Genomic DNA, 16,835 nt, shown 5'->3' with positions numbered 1-16,835 from the left:
TTGTGGCTCTGGGTGTGCGGGTGATGCGTAGGACGGGGCGTTTTGGGCTGACGGGGCGGGCGCGGCTCTTTCTGCGGACGCGGCGGACGCAGCGGCCACGGCGACTTCCCTGGCGCGGCGACTTCGGCGGACGCGGCGGCCACGAACGGGCCCGGCGACTTCGGCGGACGCGGCGGACGCGGCGAGTTCGGCGGCCACGGCGGACGCGGCGACTGCGGCTGGCAGCGGCGGCCACGGCGAGCAGGGGGCGTTGTCAGACCCCCCTGGCAGACTCGCCGCATGACCGACCGGTGGGCGCTCGCTCCGGCCGAGGACGGTGGCGTGGACGTCGCCCCCCTCGGTCCGGACGGGCTGCCCGCCGGGCCGGTGCGGCGGGAGCCGGATCCCGCCGAGGCCGTGCGGAGCCGTCCCGGCGTCACGCGGTGGGTGTGGCGGTCCACCGCCGAGGTCTACCCGCGTCTGCTCGCCACGGGGGTGCGAGCAGAGCGGTGCTACGACATCGAGGCCGCCGAGACACTCCTCCTCGGCCACGAGGGGCGGTACGGGGAACCACGCTCGGCCGCGGCCGCCCTGGCCCGGCTGCGCGGCGGCCCCGCACCGCCCGATCCGCCCCAGCGGTCCGCCGAACCGGGCTCGCAGTCCTCCCTGTTCGAGCCGCAGGGCGTCCCCCTCCCCCTGCCGGACCTCCTCGCGGTCTACGCCGAGCAGCAACGGCGGCACGAGAACGCCGAGCACCCCGGCCGCATGCGGCTGCTCACGGCCGCCGAGTCGGCGGGCATGCTGGTGGCCGCCGAGATGAACCGCGCCGGGCTGCCCTGGAGCGCCGAGGTGCACCGGGCCGTCCTGCACGACCTGCTGGGCGACCGGTACGCGGGCGGCGGCGAGCCCCGCCGGCTGGCCGAACTGGCCGACGAGGTGTCCACGGCCTTCGGCCGCCGGGTCCGCCCCGACCTGCCGGCCGACGTCATCAAGGCCTTCTCCCAGGCCGGCATCAAGGTCTCCTCGACCCGCCGCTGGGAGATCGAGTCGATCGACCACCCGGCCGTGAAGCCCCTGATCGAGTACAAGAAGCTGTACCGCGTCTGGGTCGCCCACGGCTGGTCCTGGCTCCAGGACTGGGTCCGCGAGGGGCGGTTCAGACCCGAGTTCCTCGCGGGCGGGACGGTGACCGGGCGCTGGGTGACCAACGGCGGGGGCGGGCTCCAGATCCCCAAGGCGATCCGGCGGGCCGTGGTCGCCGACCCCGGCTGGCGGCTCGTCGTCGCCGACGCCGACCAGATGGAGCCCCGCGTCCTCGCGGCGATCTCCCGCGACCCCGGGCTGATGGAGGTGGCCGGCCGGGAGACCGACCTGTACCAGTCCGTCTCCGACCGCGCCTTCTCCGGAGACCGCGCCCAGGCCAAACTCGCCGTGCTCGGCGCGGTCTACGGCCAGACCTCCGGCGACGGCCTGAAGAACCTCGCCGCGCTCAGACGCCGCTTCCCCAGGGCGGTGGCGTACGTCGACGACGCGGCCCGCGCCGGCGAGGAGGGCCGGCTCGTGCGGACCTGGCTGGGCCGGACCTGTCCGCCCGCGGCCCGGGCCACGGACGACGGGACGGAGGAGGCCGGCATCCCCGTCGCCGAGGACGACCACCCCGACGCCGCCGCGCCCTGGGTGCCCGGCTACGCCTCCACCAACGCCCGCGCCCGCGGCCGCTTCGCCCGCAACTTCGTCGTCCAGGGCAGCGCCGCCGACTGGGCCCTGCTGCTGCTCGCCGCGCTGCGCAGGACCTGCGCGGACATGGCGGCCGAGCTGGTCTTCTTCCAGCACGACGAGGTGATCGTGCACTGCCCCGAGGAGGAGACGGAGGCGATCGTGACGGCGATCCACGAGGCGGCGGCCCTGGCCGGACAGCTGACCTTCGGCCAGACCCCGGTGCGGTTTCCGTTCACCACTGCGGTGGTGGAGTGCTATGCGGATGCGAAGTGATCCGCATCCTGGTCAGCCGTTGGCCATGTGTTAGCGATCCGTGGGTCCCGGTCGGCGGAGGTGAACGGCCGGGGCCCACTCAATTCCCGCCCCACCACCGCGGCTTCGGCTGTCAGATGACGGGCGGCCGCCCCAGCCGCGTGAGCCGCCACACCGTACGCCAGCGCATGGGCCGCCGCTCGCCCGCCGACTCCCGTACGCCTTCCAGGAATCCGCCGAACCACGCACGCAACCCGGCGGCGGAGCGGTTCCGTGCGAGGGTGAGCAGCACCCAGACGCCCAGATGGACGGGGACGAGGGCCACCGGCAGCCGGCGCCGGGCCAGCCAGACCCGGTTGCGGGCGTTCACGCGGTAGTAGATGGCGTGCCGGGCGGGCGAGGTCTTCGGGTGCTGGAGCAGCAGTTCGGGCGCGTAGAGGATGTGCCAGTCCGCGTCGGCGGCGCGCCAGGCCAGGTCGGTCTCCTCATGGGCGAAGAAGAACTCGGCGGGCCAGTCGCCGACCTCGTCGAGCATCGCCATCCGCAGCGCGTGCCCGCCGCCGAGGAACCCGGTGACGTAACCGCCGCGCAGGGGGTCCGAGCCGCCGATCCGGGGCACGTGCCGCTGCTGTGTCTCGCCGAGTTCGTCGGCGATGCGGAACCCGACGATGCCGAGCCGTTCGTCGGCGGCGTACAGATCGCGCACGCGGCGCAGCACATCGGCGTCCACGAGCAGCCCGTCGTCGTCCAGATCGATGACGACGTCGACATCACCGAACTCCCGCAGCCGCGCGAGGGCCGCGTTCCGCCCACCGGGGCACCCGAGGTTCTCGTCGAGTTCGACGGGGGTGACCTCACCGGGCAGCGACAGCCGCCGGGCGAACTCGGGCAGCGGGCAGCCGTTGCCGACGATCACGATCCGCTCGGGCGGCACGTCCTGCTTGGCCACGGACCGGAGCAGCGCGTCGACCTCCTCGGGCCGATTGCCCATCGTCACCACGGCGACGGCGATCCTGGGCGCCCCCATGTCCTCACCTCATCACGGTCGGCAGCTGACGGGTCGACGGGCGATGCTAGCCGTTCACGGTAAGGCCCCCTTAAATACGCCTGCCGGACGACGGTCCGCCTGACTCGTTCGGCCGAACCCGCACCCGACCCGATCGGGCACAGGATGTCGGGTCCGGCCGGGGGCGCGCTGCCTAGCGTGGTGGACACCGAAGAGGCACGAAAAGGAAGGAACCGGGCGTGCTGGAGCGGCTCAACCAGGCCATGGAACACATCGAGCGCCACCTCGACGACTCCGTCGACGCCGTGGAGCTGGCGCGGATCGCGGCCACCTCGGAGTACCACCTGCGCCGCATGTTCTCCGCCCTGGCAGGCATGCCCCTGTCGGAGTACATCCGGCGCCGGCGGCTCACCGTCGCGGGCGCGGAGGTGCTCGCGGGCGGCGAGACGCTGCTGGAGATCGCGGTGCGCTACGGCTACGGCTCCGGCGAGGCGTTCGCACGGGCGTTCCGCACGATGCACGGCGTGGGACCGGGCGAGGCCCGGCGTACCGGCGCCGCGCTCGTCTCCCAGCCCCGGCTCACCTTCCGCCTCACCGTCGAAGGGAGCAGCAGCATGCACTACCGAGTGGTGGACCGCCCGGCTTTCACCGTCACCGGCTTCAAGACCCGGATCCCCCTGGTCCACTCAGGCCCCAACGAGTCGATCATCGACTTCGTCCGCGGCCTCGACAAGCCGGCCGTGGAACACCTGAAGCAACTCTCCGACCAGGACCCCCAGGGCATCGTCGCGGTCTGCGACGACCTGGACCCGAGCCGAGCGGAGGGCACGGAACTCGACTACTACCACGGCGTGATCACCTCATCCCCGGCCCCCGCCCCGGAGGGCACCACCCCGCTCCCCGTCGCACCCGGCACCTGGGCGGTCTTCACCACCTCCGGCCCGGCCCCCCAGGCCATCCAGGAGCTCTGGCGAGACGTCTTCACCGAGTGGTTCCCCTCCAACCCGTACCGCAGCCGCCCCGGCCCGGAGATCCTCCGAACCGAACTCTCGACGGACGGCACCCACGCGGACGCCGAGCTGTGGCTGCCGGTGGAACGCGAAACCGCCCGCTGAACAGTTCTCGCGGGCAGTGAACGGCGAAACCCCAGGTCGGAGTATCTTCGACCTGGGGTTCCAGTGGAGCCGCCTTCGGGATTCGAACCCGAGACCTACGCATTACGAGTGCGTTGCTCTGGCCATCTGAGCTAAGGCGGCGCGCTGTCCGCACTATGGTGCGATCAGCAACGACGGTAAGTCTACACAGTTTCGAAGGGTGCTCCGTACCGGCCCCGGAGGCGGTCCCTCCGGGGCCGGGGGCAGTGGTTATGAGCAGCGCTTTCCGTCCTCGGGCGGGGTGCCGCGGAGCAGGTAGGCGTTGATCGTGCGGTCGACGCAGGCGCTGCCACGGCCGTAGGCCGTGTGGCCGTCGCCCTCGTAGGTGAGGAGGCGGGCCGAGGAGAGCTGGCCGGCCAGGGCCTGGGCCCAGCGGTACGGGGTCGCCGGGTCGCGGGTGGTGCCGACCACCACGATGGGGGCCGCGCCCTTCGCCTCGATGCGGCGCGGCTCGCCCGTGGCGTGCACCGGCCAGTACGCGCAGTTCAGCGAGGCCCAGGCGAGGCCCTCGCCGAAGACGGGGGACGCCTTCCTGAAGTCCGGCAGCGCGCCGCGCACCTGCTCGGGGGTGTCGAAGGCGGGCGGCAGATCCAGGCAGTTCACCGCCGCGTTGGCGAACATCAGGTTGCTGTAGGCGCCGTCGGCGTCACGCTCGTAGTAGCCGTCGGACAGGACGAGCAGTCCGGCGCCGTCGTCCTCCTTCATCGCGGAGGTGAGCGCCTCGCGCAGCTGGGGCCAGGCGCCCTCGTCGTACATGGCCGCGATCACTCCGGTCGTGGCGAGCGACTCGGTGAGGCGGCGGCCGTCGGGGTCTCCGGTGGGGACGGGCTGCTCGTCCAGCTCCCCGAAGAACGCCTTCAGGTTCCTGCCCACCCGCTCGGGCGAGGTGCGTGCGCCGCCCAGCGGGCAGTCGGCCCGCCGTACGCAGTCCCGCGCGAACGACCGGAACGCCGTCTCGAAGCCCGCCGTCTGCTCCAGGTTCAGCCGCCGCGCGCTCAGCGACGGGTCCATCGCGCCGTCCAGCACCAGCCGGCCCGCCCGGTCCGGGAAGAGCCCGGCGTACGTCGCGCCGAGGAACGTCCCGTAGGAGGCGCCGACGTAGTTCAGCTTCTTGTCGCCGAGCGCCGCCCGCACGATGTCCATGTCCCGGGCCGCCTCCACGGTGGACACATGGCGCAGCAGCCTGGGCGCGTCCGCGCCGCAGCCCTCGGCGAACGTCCGGTACGCCGCGACCAGCCCGTCTCCCTCCTTCCCGTCGTCGGGTGTGATGTCCGTCTGCGTGTACGTGTCCATGTCCGGCCCGTCCAGACACTTGACGGGCTCGCTGCGGGCCACGCCGCGCGGGTCGACCGCCACCATGTCGTAGCGGGCCCGGACCTCGGCCGGATAGCCGATGCCGGCGTACGACTCCATGTAGCCGATCGCCGAGCCGCCCGGCCCGCCGGGGTTCACGAGCAGTGAGCCCAGCCGCTCGCCCGTGGCCTTCTTGCGGGCGACGGCGAGCCGGACGTCACCGGCGGACGGCCTGGCGTAGTCGAGCGGCGCCTTGATGGTGGCGCACTGGAAGCCGGGGACGCCGCAGCCGCGCCAGGCCGGCTTCTGCGCGTAGTACGACGCGAGCGCCGCGGGGACGGACTTCGGCAGTGCGGCCAGCGCCGCGGGCTCCGGCGCCGCCGAGGCCGCGGACGTCGTCGGGCTCCCCGAGGAGCAGGCGGAGACCAGCAGCGCGGCCATGGCGAGGAGGCCGACCGCGGTCCTGACTCCGCCACGGGCCCTGCGGTGAGCGCCGCCGGACCCCGCGCGACGGGGAGCGGGGGCGGAGGCGGAGCGGGGGGTGCGCCTTGTGTACATCCAGCGAGCGTAACTCTGCGCGATGGAATGAGTGCCGTGCGTGCGTGTCGTGCCTCGTAAGAGTTACAACGTCAACACCAGGTCCCCCGCGCCTCCCGGCACCGCCCGGTGTCAGCTCCCGGCCCCGCCGGGTGTCAGCCCGCTCTGAGCGCCATCGTCATCGCCTCCACCGCGAGCAGCGGCGCCACATTGCGGTCGAGCGCGTCCCGGCAGCCGGCGATCGCCTCGATGCGGCGGAGCGTGGACTCCGGGGAGCTGCCACGGGCCAGGCGCTCCAGGGCGTCCTCGGCGTCCGCGTTGGCGATGGCCACCCGGGAGCCGAGCTGGAGGGCGAGGACATCGCGGTAGAACGCCGTGAGGTCGGTCAGGGCGAGGTCCAGGCTGTCGCGCTGCGTGCGTGTTCTGCGGCGCTTCTGCTTGTCCTCCAAGTCCTTGATCACGCCGGCCGTGCCGCGCGGCATCCGGCCGCCCTGGGCCGCGCCGAGAGCGGCCTTCAGCTCCTCTGTCTCCTTGGCGTCCATCTCCTCGGCAAGCTGCTTGGCGTCCTCGGCGGCCGCGTCGACCAGCTCCTGGGCGGCCTTGAGCGCGCCGCCGACCTCCTCCACGCGCAGCGGCATCCTCAGCACGGCGGCACGGCGTTCGCGCGCGGCCGGGTCGGTGGCCAGCCGGCGGGCCCGGTCGACATGGCCCTGGGTCGCGCGGGCCGCCGCGGCGGCCGCGGCCGGCTCGATGCCCTCGCGTCGAACGAGCATGTCGGCGACGGCGTCGACCGACGGCGTGCTCAGGTTCAGGTGGCGGCAGCGGGAGCGGATGGTCGGCAGGACGTCCTCGATGGAGGGGGCGCACAGCAGCCAGACCGTGCGGGGGGCGGGCTCCTCCACGGCCTTGAGGACGGCGTTGGCCGACTTCTCGTTCAGCCGCTCGGCGTCCTCGACGAGGATGATCTGCCAGCGGCCGTTCGCCGGCGAGGTGAACGACTTGCGCACGGTGTCGCGCATGTCGTCGGCGAGGATCTGCGCCCCGACCGCGGCCACGGTGGTGACGTCGGCGTGCGTGCCCACCAGTGCCGTGTGACATCCGTCGCAGAAGCCGCAGCCCGGGGAGCCGCCGAGGGCCCGGTCGGGGCTGACGCATTGCAGCGCCGCCGCGAAGGCCCGCGCCGCCTGGTTCCGCCCGGCTCCGGGCGGGCCCGTGAACAGCCACGCGTGGGTCATCTTCGACGCCTCGGGCGGAGGGGTGTCGGCCGCGGCGGCGGTGACCAGGGCGTCGGCGTCCCTGGCGGCAGCGTCCAGCTGCGCGCTCACCCTCTCCTGCCCGACGAGGTCGTCCCACACGGTCATGGGTCACGCCGCCCTTCCGTCACATCCGCGTCCGCGGACCGTACTGCCCTGCGAGATCCATTGTGGGGGCGACCACTGACAACCGGCCCCGGCCCTCCGAGGGCCGGGGCCGGTGATCTTCCGACATCGCCTGCCGGGCAGGGGCTCAGCGGCCCCGGCCCCTCCCCCGGCGCCCCCGGCCCTCGTCCGGCTCGTCCTCGTGCGGCCCGAGCAGCTCGTCCGCCAGTGAGGGCAGGTCGTCCAGCGGCGTCTCCTCGGCCCAGTCGGACCGGCGGCGGCGCGGCTCGCCCCCGGCGTCGACCTGGGGCAGCTCGCGCGTCCGGTCCTCGGTCCCGTCGGGACGGGAGGCCGGGGAGTCGTCCCGGAAGTAACCGGGCGGAACCCGGTCCGCCGGTTCGTCCCCGCGTACGGGCGGCAGCACGGCCGTCTCCTCGGCGTCCCCCGGCCGGACCGGAGGCAGCACGGCGGTCTCGTCCGCTGCCCAGGACGGCGTGTCCTCGGCCCCGGGACGCACCGCGGGCAGCACCTCGGTCTCGTCCCCCGCCCGGGGAGCGACCGGCGGCAGCACCTCCGTCTCCTCACCCGCCCCCGGCGGCACCGGCGGCTTCGGCAGTTCGGCCGTCACCTCGGCTTCGTCCCGAACCCGGCGCAGCACGGTCGTCTCATCGACGGAACCGGAGCCGGAAGCGGCACCCGAACCGGCCTCGGACCCGGACCCGCCCGGGGCGTTCTCCGGCGTCACCACGGGCGTCGGCACGGTTGCCGCGTCCTGCCCGGCCGACGCACGAGAAGCACCCTGCGAAGCGGAACCCTGGAGAGAGCCCTGGGGGGAACTCTTCGGCCCCGCCTCCGCTGCCGCGGCCGCCGCCTCCGCCAGGCGTCGCGCCTCCTCGGCCCGCAGCAGCGCGGCCTCGGCCTTGCGCTGCTTCTCCAGGCGGAGCGCCTCGGCCTCGGCACGCAGCCGGGCCTCCTCCTCCGCCTGCTTGCGGCGCCGTTCTTCCTCGGCCTTGCGGCGGGCCTCTTCCTCGGCCCGGGCCTTCTCCTCCGCGAGGAGCCGCGCCCGCTCCTCCTCGGCCTTCTTCTGCGCTTCCTCGGCCCGACGCCGGGCCTCCTCCGCCTGCCGTTCGGCCTCGCGCCGCTGCGCCTCCTCGAGCTCGCGCCGCTTGCGCTCCTCCTCCTCGGCGCGCAGCCGGGCCAGCTGCTCCTGGCGCTCACGCTCCAGGCGCTCCTCCTCGGCCTTGCGGGCGGCCTCTTCCTCGGCCTTGCGGCGGGCCTCCTCCTCGGCCTTCTTCCGCGCCTCCTCCTGGGCCTTGATCTCGGCCTCGGACAGCGGCAGCACCTGGTCGAGCCGGTGCCGGATGACGGTCGTGACGGACTCGGGCTCCTGGCCGGCGTCCACCACCAGGTACCGCCCGGCGTCGGCCGCGGCGAGGGTCAGGAAGCCGGACCGCACGCGCGCGTGGAACTCGGCGGGCTCCGACTCCAGCCGGTCGGGCGCCTCGGTGAACCGCTCGCGCGCGGTCTCCGGCGCGACGTCCAGCAGAACGGTCAGATGCGGCACGAGCCCGTTCGTGGCCCAGCGGTTGATCCGGGCGATCTCGGTCGGCGAGAGATCGCGGCCCGCGCCCTGGTAGGCCACGGACGAGTCGATGTACCGGTCGGAGATGACGACCGCGCCGCGCTCCAGGGCGGGCCGTACGACGGTGTCGATGTGCTCGGCCCGGTCGGCCGCGTACAGCAGTGCCTCCGCGCGATGCGACAGGCCCTCGCTGGACACGTCCAGCAGGATCGACCGCAGCCGCTTGCCCACCGGCGTCGCCCCCGGCTCTCGCGTCAGCACGACCTCGTGGCCCTTGCCGCGGATCCACTCGGCGAGCGCCTCGGCCTGCGTGGACTTGCCGGCCCCGTCGCCGCCCTCCAAGGCGATGAAGAAACCGGTGCTCGCGGGCGCCTGGTCCGGGTCGTCGCCGCGGAGCAGCGCGTCGCGCAGGTCCTGGCGCAGCGGCACTCCGGAGCGGTCGTCGACCTTGGCCAGCACCAGCGCGGCCACCGGCAGCAGCAGGGCACCGGCCAGCATCAGCGTGAAGGCCGCGCCGCCGTGCGCGAAGACGAACTTGCCGCCCTCCAGCCGGTGCGGCCCGATCGCCGCCGCCACCAGCGGGGCGATCACCGCGCCGAGTGCCACGCAGACCCGGACGACCGCGTGCAGGTGCTCGGTCGTACGGGGCCGCCGGTACTCCTCGGTTTCCTGGTCGAGCAGCGTGTGCCCGATGTTGGCGGAGATGCCTGCGCCGACACCGGCCAGGGCGAGGATCAGCAGCACGGTGGTGACGTCCGGGACCAGCCCGGCGGCCAGCAGCGCGACACCGGTGAAGGCGATCACCAGCGCGAGCAGCCGGCGGCGCGACAGGGCGGGCAGCAGCGCGGGCGCCGTACGGATGCCGACGACGACACCGCCGGTGAGCACGCCCACGAACAGGCCGTAGAGCACCGGGCCGCCGCCCAGGTCCTTGGCGTGCAGCACGACCACGGCTACGGAGGCGGACACCGCGGCGGCGACGGCCGCGCAGGCCAGCACCAGCAGCGGCATCGCGCCCGTGCGGCCCTTGTCGGCGCCGGTCGCAGTCTTCGGGCGGCGCAGCCCCTCGAGCGGCGAACGCGCGCGCGGGGTGCGCGTGGCGGGCAGTTCGAGGAAGGTCAGCACGGAGAGGGACGCGGCGAACAGCCCGGCCGCCACGTACGAGGCGAGGGCCGCCTGGTGCTGGCCGAACCAGTCGATGCCGACGCCCAGCAGGTTGTTGAAGAGGGCCGCGACGACGAGCACGACGGCCGCGAGCGGGATCGCGATGAAACCGGTGCGCAGCGAGAGCCGGCGCAGGGCGTCCAGGTGGTCGGGCAGCGGCCGGACCGTCGCGCCTTCCGGGGGCGGCTCGGGCAGCAGCGCGGGGGCCGCGCTCTCGCGGCACACCGTCCAGAAGCGCTCGGCGACTCCGGTCACGAAGGCCGTGACGAGGAGCATGGCCAGCGCGTCGTCGGGCATCCAGTCGATCCACAGCGGCGCGATGATGAGCAGCGCGGCGCGCAGCCCGTCCGCGCCGACCATGGTCCAGCGGCGGTCGAGCGGGCCGTCCTGGGAGGTGAGCGCCGTGAGCGGACCGAGGAGCACGGCGCCGAAGAGGAGCGTCGCGAGGATGCGCACCCCGAAAACGGTCGCCACTGCGAACGCCACGCCTCGATAACCGCCCCCGAACGCGCCCTCGGCGACAGCCGCCTGGAGCGTGAGCAGGACCAGCACGAGAAGGGCAAGGGTGTCGGCCACGCCGCCCACGAGCTGTGCGCTCCACAACCGCTTCAACTGCGGACGGCGCAGCAGGGCGCGGACGGCGCGCTCGCGGGAGTCCGCGACCAGGGCATCGTCGGGGGCCGGCGGAGAGGCCGTGGGGTGCTCGGCTCGCGTCATGCATTCAGCCTATCGGGAGCCACCGACACCCTGGAGGGCCCGTCCTGGCATGCGCACGCCCCGACACCGAAGTGTTGCCGGGGCGTTCGCTTTCCGAACCCTGGGCGAAGACCCGGACCTCGGCGGCCCGGATTCCGAACAGGTCCTGAAGGGGCCTCAGTCCTCCGCGGGCTTCGAGGCGGTCGCCGTCTTGGCCGCCGTCTTCTTCGCCGTGGTGGTCTTCTTGGCCGTCGTCTTCTTCGCGGTCGTGGTCTTCTTCGCCGCGGTCTTCTTGGCTGCCGTCTTCTTGGCCGGGGCCTTCTTGGCCGCCTTCTTGGCGGTCTTCTTCGCCGGCCCCTTCGCCCGCTTCTCGGCGAGCAGCTCGAAACCGCGCTCCGGGGTGATCGTCTCGACGCTGTCGCCGGAGCGCAGGGTCGCGTTGGTCTCCCCGTCGGTGACGTACGGCCCGAAGCGGCCGTCCTTGACGACGACCGGCTTCTCGCTCGCCGGGTCGGTGCCCAGCTCCTTCAGCGGCGGCTTGGCGGCCGCCCGGCCCCGCTGCTTCGGCTGGGCGTAGATCGCCAGCGCCTCTTCCAGCGTGATCGTGAAGAGCTGCTCCTCGGCCTGGAGCGAGCGCGAGTCCGTGCCCTTCTTCAGATACGGGCCGTAGCGGCCGTTCTGCGCGGTGATCTCCTGGCCCTCGGCGTCGGCGCCGACGACACGCGGCAGCGACATCAGCTTCAGGGCGTCGTCGAGCGTCACCGTGTCCAGGGACATCGTCTTGAAGAGGGAGGCCGTACGCGGCTTGACCGCGTTCTTGCCGGTCTTCGGGGTGCCCTCGGGGAGGATCTCCGTCACGTAGGGGCCGTAGCGGCCGTCCTTGGCGACGATCGTATGGCCGGTGGCCGGGTCGGGGCCCAGCTCGTAGTCGCCGCTCGGCTTGGCGAGCAGTTCCTCGGCGAGGTCGACGGAGAGCTCGTCCGGCGCCAGGTCGTCCGGGATGTCGGCGCGCTGGTGCTGCTCGGTGTCCTTCTCGCCGCGCTCGATGTACGGCCCGTAGCGGCCGACCCGCAGCACGATGTCGTTGCCCACGGGGAACGACGAGACCTCGCGCGCGTCGATCGCGCCCAGGTCGGTGACCAGTTCCTTGAGGCCGCCGAGGTGGTCCCCGTCGCCGTTGCCGGCGTCGGCGGCACCGCCCTCGCCCGTGCCCTCACCGAAGTAGAACCGCTTCAGCCACGGCACGGACTGCGCCTCACCGCGGGCGATGCGGTCGAGGTCGTCCTCCATCTTGGCGGTGAAGCCGTAGTCGACGAGCCGCCCGAAGTGCTTCTCCAGGAGGTTGACCACGGCGAAGGACAGGAAGGACGGCACCAGGGCCGTGCCCTTCTTGAACACATACCCGCGGTCGAGGATCGTGCCGATGATCGACGCGTACGTCGACGGGCGGCCGATCTCGCGCTCTTCCAGCTCCTTGACCAGGGAGGCCTCGGTGTAGCGGGCCGGGGGCTTGGTGGCGTGCCCATCGACCGTGATCTCCTCGGCGCTCAGGGCGTCGCCCTCGGAGACCTGGGGCAGCCGGCGCTCGCGGTCGTCGAGCTCGGCGTTCGGGTCGTCGGCGCCTTCGACGTAGGCCTTCAGGAAGCCGTGGAAGGTGATCGTCTTGCCGGACGCGCTGAATTCGACGTCCCGGCCGTCGGCCGCCGTGCCGCCGATCTTCACCGTCACGCTGTTGCCGGTCGCGTCCTTCATCTGGGAGGCGACGGTCCGCTTCCAGATCAGCTCGTAGAGCTTGAACTGGTCGCCGGTCAGCCCGGTCTCGGCGGGAGTGCGGAAACGATCACCCGAGGGGCGGATCGCCTCGTGCGCCTCCTGCGCGTTCTTGACCTTCCCGGCGTACGTCCTCGGCTGCGGCGGCAGGTAGTCGGCGCCGTACAGCTGCGTGACCTGGGCACGGGCGGCCGCGACCGCCGTGTCGCTCAGGGTCGTGGAGTCCGTACGCATGTACGTGATGTAGCCGTTCTCGTACAGCTTCTGCGCGATCTGCATCGTCGCCTTGGCGCCGAAGCCGAGCTTGCGGCTGGCCTCCTGCTGCAGCGTCGTCGTACGGAACGGGGCGTACGGCGAGCGGCGGTAGGGCTTGGACTCGACGGACCGGACGGCGAACCGGGTCTGCTCGAGGGCGGCGGCCAGGGCGCGGGCGTTCGCCTCGTCGAGGTGGAGGGTGTTCGCGCTCTTCAGCTGTCCCAGGGAGTCGAAGTCACGGCCCTGCGCGACCCGCCTGCCGTCGACGGACTGCAGGCGCGCGACCAGGGACGACGGGTCCGACGAGTCGCCGGCGCGGCCGGTCGCGAAGGTGCCCGTCAGGTCCCAGTACTCAGCGGAACGGAAGGCGATGCGCTCGCGTTCCCGCTCGACGACGAGCCGTGTGGCGACCGACTGGACACGGCCCGCCGACAGGCGCGGCATGACCTTCTTCCACAGGACCGGCGAGACCTCGTAGCCGTAGAGGCGGTCGAGGATGCGGCGGGTCTCCTGGGCGTCGACGAGCTTCTGGTTGAGCTGGCGCGGGTTGGCCACGGCGGCCTGGATCGCGGCCTTGGTGATCTCGTGGAAGACCATCCGCTTGACCGGGACCTTGGGCTTCAGGACTTCCTGGAGGTGCCAGGCGATGGCCTCGCCCTCGCGGTCCTCATCGGTGGCGAGGAAGAGTTCGTCGGACTCCTTCAGCAGGTCCTTGAGCTTCTTGACCTGGGCCTTCTTGTCGGCGTTGACCACATAGATCGGCTGGAAGTCGTGTTCGACGTCCACACCGAGGCGGCGGACCTCGCCGGTGTACTTCTCGGGCACCTCGGCGGCGCCGTTGGGAAGGTCGCGGATGTGCCCGACGCTCGCCTCGACGATGTATCCGGGGCCGAGATAGCCCTTGATCGTCTTCGCCTTGGCAGGCGACTCGACGATGACGAGTCGGCGGCCGCCCTCTGCGGTCTCGCTGGTCGGGGACAACTTCGCTCTTCTCTCCGGTCGACGCTGGGCCTCCCCGGAGTCGCTTGCCCGGGGCTGGGTCGTGGTGACGCTGCGGAGTGTGACGGTACAGCCCGCCCCCGTGTCAAACGGGAAAAGCCCGCAACGGCCACTCGAACGGTAACCCGACTACCACCATTCCTGCCGCCCGGAGTGACCGGAGCAGGCCCGGCCCTATGCGGAGCGCGACCTCTCGATTACCGGCGGGCGCGACGCCGACTCGGGCTTCAGAGGCGGGTGAAGCACCATGTTCCGGCTGCCAGGGCGAGCACCGCGACGACGCTCGCGAGGGTCGCCGATGCGACGGGCCTCACACCCTCGGCGACCGGCCGGTGCTGGCGTACGCGCGTCACGGTCCACGCCAGCAGTCCCCCTCCGAACAGGGAGAACACCGCTCCCGCGAAGATCGCCGGTTCGCTCTCCATGGCCCCCGTGCCCCTTTTCCCCAGTCCGCGACTCTCCAGCCCCGGGAGGCTGACACGCGTGGGCGGCGGGCAGGCGAACCGTAGGTGAACGCCGGGGCGACGCGGCTGTGGATCCGGGTGGACCGGCCCCTCGGGACCCGTTCGGGACGAGGTGTTCAAATCGACTCGAAATTTATTGACGGGCCTCTTTGCCGGACCATCAGCCCGCTTTGCCGGACCCCTCAGTCCGCCGCCCTGCCGGGTCCCCTCAGCGGACCGGCTCCAGGAACCCCTGCTCCACGAGCAGCCGGATCTGCGCCGGTGTGCGGTCGCGCAGCAGCACGGGGTCCTCGCCGATCAGCTGGGCGATGGCGTCGAGGATGCGGCCGGCGCTCATCGTGCCGTCGCAGACGCCCGCGAAGCCCGCGCCGACCGTGTCCACCCGGGTCGCCCGGCGCATGCCGCGGTTCTGGCGCAGCACGACGTGCTCGGGGTCCTCGGCACCGGGCAGCCCGACCTGTTCCTGCACGACCTCGGCGGCGAGCCGGAAGTGCCCTTCGAGCAGTCCGGCGTCGTCATGGCCGCGGAGGTGGTCGAGCCGGTCGAAGTGCGCCTTGATGGTGTCCCCGAGCGGCTGCTCGACCGGATGCGGCCATTCCTCCACCGTGAGGGAGGGCACGGCGGCGCCCGTCCTGCGCAGGGTGATCCAGCCGAAGCCGACGGCCTTCACCTTGCGCGCCTCGAACTCGTCGAGCCATGCGTCGTACCGCGCCTGGTACTCCGCCGGGTCGCCCGCGTGGTCGCCCGCGTCCCGCAGCCACAGCTCGGCGTACTGGTTGACGTCCTGCACCTCGCGCTGCACGATCCACGCGTCGCAGCCCCGGGGCACCCATGACCGGAGCCGGTCCTGCCAGTCCTCCCCTTCCACGTGCTGCCAGTTGGCGAGGAACTGCGCGAACCCGCCCTCGTTCAGCCGCTCCCCCGCCTCTTGAACGAGCGTGCGGCACAGATCGTCCCCGCCCATGCCGCCGTCACGGTAGGTGAGCCGGGCACCGGGAGAGATCACGAACGGCGGGTTCGAGACGATCAGGTCGTACGTCTCGTCGTCCCGGACCGGCGTGAAGAGGGAGCCCTCGCGCAGATCGGCGGCCGGGGCGCCGGACAGGGCCAGCGTGAGACCGGTGATGTGCAGCGCGCGCGGGTTGAGGTCGGTGGCCGTCACGCGGGTGGCGTGCCGGGCCGCGTGCAGCGCCTGGATACCGGAACCGGTGCCGAGGTCGAGGGCGGCGCCGACGGGCGTACGGACGGTGATGCCGGCGAGGGTCGTGGAGGCGCCGCCGACGCCCAGGACGACTCCCTCGTCACGGCTGCCGATTCCGCCGGCGCCGCCGACCGCGCAGCCCAGGTCCGACACGATGAACCAGTCCTCGCCGTCGGGCCCGCCGTACGGCCGCACGTCCACCGTGGCGGCGAGCTCGTCCTGGCCGACGCGCCTGAGCCAGCCGCTCTCCAGGCAGGCGTCGACGGGCAGGGTGTCCGCCACGCGCGCCTGCGGCACGGGCTGCTGGAGCAGGAACAGCCGGACGAGCGTCTCCAGCGGTGTGTCCCCGCGGGTCGCCCGGAGCGCGGGCACGGTCTCGCTCCGGGCCAGCGCCGCGTACGCGGGGGCGCCGAGCAGTTCGAGCAGTCCGTCGGCGGTGAAGGAGGCCCCGAGCAGGGCGTCCCGGAGCCGGACGGCGACCTCGGGACGGTCGGGGGCGGGCAGCGGGGGCAGGGGTGACTGGCTGGCGTTACTCACGCCCCCATTGTGGCCGCAGGCGCCGTTGGCGCACGTGCCTGTGCCGGGTATTGCGCGGGCCTGTACGGCTCGGCTCGGCCGTCACGTCCGGCTCAGTCCATCACGTCCGGCTGAGCCGTCACTCCCGGCTCAGCCGTCGCAGCACCAGCCCCAGCCCCCCTCACCAACGGTCGGCTCAGGTCGCCGACGCCGGTCCCGTCGCCGCCTTGCAGCTCGACTGGCGGGCCATCGCCTGGCCGACCTCGCCCTCCTCGAGTTTGCTGAGCGCGTCGTTCCCGCTCTTGCTCAGCTTGTCCAGCTCGGTGGCGATGTCCTTGAGACCGTCGGCGAACTTGCCCTGGTCCTTCGTGTCGAGCCCGTCGACCTGCTTCTTCAGCGAGGCGTACGACGCGGAGATCGTGTTGAGCTCCTTGACCGCGTCTTTCTGCTTCGTCTCGCCGTTCTCGACGTCCGGCGCACCGGCCTTGTTCACCGCGGTCCCGATCGCCTTGTAGGCGTCGGACATGTCCTGGAAGGCCTGTGCGTCGGTCTTCTGGACGTCCTCCGGCGTGCTGTTGTCCGAGGTCTCCTTCTGGATCGAGGCATTGGCCGACTCGATCTTCTTGGCCTGCGGCTGTACGGCGTCGCAGACATCCTTGGCCCAGGAGTCCAGCTTCTCGTTGTCGTCGCCGCCGCAGCCCGACAGCGCCAGTACCAGTACCGCACCGCCGGACAGTGCGGCCGCGAGCTTCTTGTTCACCGGTTTGGTCCCTTCCATGGCTCTCGGCCCCGGAACATACACGCCAGAGGCACGGCAACCGCACGTCGAGCACCCATTAAGACCCTTTTGTTATCTTTTGCACCGAGCGAGACAAGGCTCACGACGTGAT

Annotated in this window: 10 protein-coding genes and 1 tRNA gene; 2 read left to right on the top strand and 9 right to left on the bottom strand. The window is 72.6% G+C overall.

From position 1 onward, the window contains the following. Window positions 1-279: 279 nt before the first annotated feature. Window positions 280-1,971, top strand: coding sequence for a bifunctional 3'-5' exonuclease/DNA polymerase (locus ACWIF2_RS23055; protein ID WP_454362515.1), 1,692 nt, complete (start codon window positions 280-282; stop codon window positions 1,969-1,971). 112 nt (window positions 1,972-2,083) lie between these two features. Here the strand turns inward: ACWIF2_RS23055 and ACWIF2_RS23050 are convergent, their stop codons facing one another. Beyond that, window positions 2,084-2,977 carry a glycosyltransferase family 2 protein gene (locus ACWIF2_RS23050; protein WP_454362514.1) on the bottom strand — a complete coding sequence of 298 codons (894 nt, stop codon included), beginning with the start codon at window positions 2,975-2,977 and terminating at the stop codon, window positions 2,084-2,086. Between the two features lie 218 nt (window positions 2,978-3,195). Here ACWIF2_RS23050 and ACWIF2_RS23045 point away from each other — a divergent pair, with 218 nt between their 5' ends. Continuing rightward, window positions 3,196-4,071 carry an AraC family transcriptional regulator gene (locus ACWIF2_RS23045; RefSeq protein ID WP_454362513.1) on the top strand — a complete coding sequence of 292 codons (876 nt, stop codon included), beginning with the start codon at window positions 3,196-3,198 and terminating at the stop codon, window positions 4,069-4,071. 64 nt (window positions 4,072-4,135) lie between these two features. On the opposite strand, the gene ACWIF2_RS23040 is transcribed toward ACWIF2_RS23045, so the two are convergent. The 8 genes from ACWIF2_RS23040 to ACWIF2_RS23005 form a co-directional block, all read right to left on the bottom strand. Beyond that, window positions 4,136-4,212: transfer RNA gene (locus ACWIF2_RS23040), tRNA-Thr, on the bottom strand. A 108-nt stretch (window positions 4,213-4,320) separates the two neighbouring features. After that, entirely contained in the window at window positions 4,321-5,961 is a 1,641-nt protein-coding gene (locus tag ACWIF2_RS23035) for an alpha/beta hydrolase (RefSeq protein ID WP_454362511.1), read from the bottom strand. Window positions 5,962-6,095: 134 nt separating this feature from the next. Then, the gene (locus tag ACWIF2_RS23030; protein ID WP_454362510.1) at window positions 6,096-7,301 is read right to left on the bottom strand and encodes a DNA polymerase III subunit delta'; all 1,206 of its coding nucleotides are present in this window, start codon (window positions 7,299-7,301) and stop codon (window positions 6,096-6,098) included. A 145-nt stretch (window positions 7,302-7,446) separates the two neighbouring features. Beyond that, entirely contained in the window at window positions 7,447-10,761 is a 3,315-nt protein-coding gene (tmk, locus tag ACWIF2_RS23025) for a dTMP kinase (RefSeq protein WP_454362509.1), read from the bottom strand. A 156-nt stretch (window positions 10,762-10,917) separates the two neighbouring features. Continuing rightward, window positions 10,918-13,746 (bottom strand): type I DNA topoisomerase, encoded by a 2,829-nt coding sequence (gene topA / locus ACWIF2_RS23020; protein ID WP_454362508.1) that lies wholly within the window; start codon window positions 13,744-13,746, stop codon window positions 10,918-10,920. Between the two features lie 245 nt (window positions 13,747-13,991). Continuing rightward, window positions 13,992-14,189 (bottom strand): hypothetical protein, encoded by a 198-nt coding sequence (locus tag ACWIF2_RS23015; RefSeq protein WP_454362507.1) that lies wholly within the window; start codon window positions 14,187-14,189, stop codon window positions 13,992-13,994. Window positions 14,190-14,436: 247 nt separating this feature from the next. Beyond that, a complete protein-coding gene (locus ACWIF2_RS23010; RefSeq protein ID WP_454362506.1) occupies window positions 14,437-15,966 on the bottom strand; it encodes a DUF7059 domain-containing protein in 1,530 nt (509 codons plus the stop codon). A 175-nt stretch (window positions 15,967-16,141) separates the two neighbouring features. Then, entirely contained in the window at window positions 16,142-16,723 is a 582-nt protein-coding gene (locus ACWIF2_RS23005) for a small secreted protein (RefSeq protein WP_454362505.1), read from the bottom strand. Window positions 16,724-16,835: the final 112 nt, after the last annotated feature.

The sequence above is a fragment of the Streptomyces sp. NPDC055506 genome (assembly GCF_053643595.1).
Note: the sequence above shows the minus strand (reverse complement) of the source record. Positions and strands in the feature narration are given on the sequence as shown.